This window comes from Nocardiopsis nanhaiensis, assembly GCF_054778635.1.
Window position 1 is genome coordinate 1 of the sequence record NZ_BAAGZJ010000199.1, and the last position, 783, is coordinate 783.

Annotated in this window: 1 pseudogene; it reads left to right on the forward strand. The window is 65.3% G+C overall.

Annotated features, from left to right (window positions below):
* Positions 1 to 476: 476 nt before the first annotated feature.
* Positions 477 to 783 (forward strand): annotated as a pseudogene (locus ACYVD1_RS34760) (HNH endonuclease signature motif containing protein); the annotation flags it as partial.

Consider the following 783-nt stretch of genomic DNA (forward strand, 5'->3'; position numbering starts at 1 on the left):
CGCGCCTCAAGGTCGTCGCCATCGAGCGCTTCGCGCGTCAACGGCGCTCCACCTTGACCCGCTCCGCTACGACGGCGGGTTGGCGGCTATCGGGAAAGGGGGACGCGTGGTCGAGGTCCGAGCGGGAAAAACTCGGGCTCCGCCCGATACCTGCGTCGGCCTGGCGGCCGATGCCTACCCCTGCGCCGGAGCGTTGACGAGTCGGGTGTCGCGGCTGGTCAATGCGCGCGGCGAAAACCCCGATGATCTTGCTCCTGTCTCCACCCTCGGCCGTCGAGAATGGCGACAGGAGCAAGATCATTCCCATTCGGATGCGCATATGCCCGCTTTGTCCAAGAATGCGGTCAGGGGGGGTGACTCCCTTTCCTGGAAGGCTTCTTTCCAGGGAATGGGAAAGGCGGGTCGGGGTGGCTGAGTAAGGGTGTTATCACCTCCGGTATAGGTCCTTTCTGGGCCTTTCTTGGTATCCTTAGGGTATGACTTCTTCTTTCGGGCAGTGCGGGAACACAGCGGGAAACACCCCCGCCGTTTCCGCCACGCGCACCGCCCGGGAGAAGATCACCTCGGAAATGGCCGACGTGCCCCCGGCGGGTGCGGCCGGTGAGGTCCTGGATGTGATCTCGCAGGTGTTCGAGGACTTCGACCGGGCCCAGCTGGCGATGCTGCTGCGGTTGGCGCAGCTGGAGGCGGCCGGGACGTTGTTGGAGGCGGGTGGGCAGAGGTCGGTGCAGAACTGGCTGATCCACTCGGTGGGGATGGCCCCTGTTGAGGCCAACGGGCGCG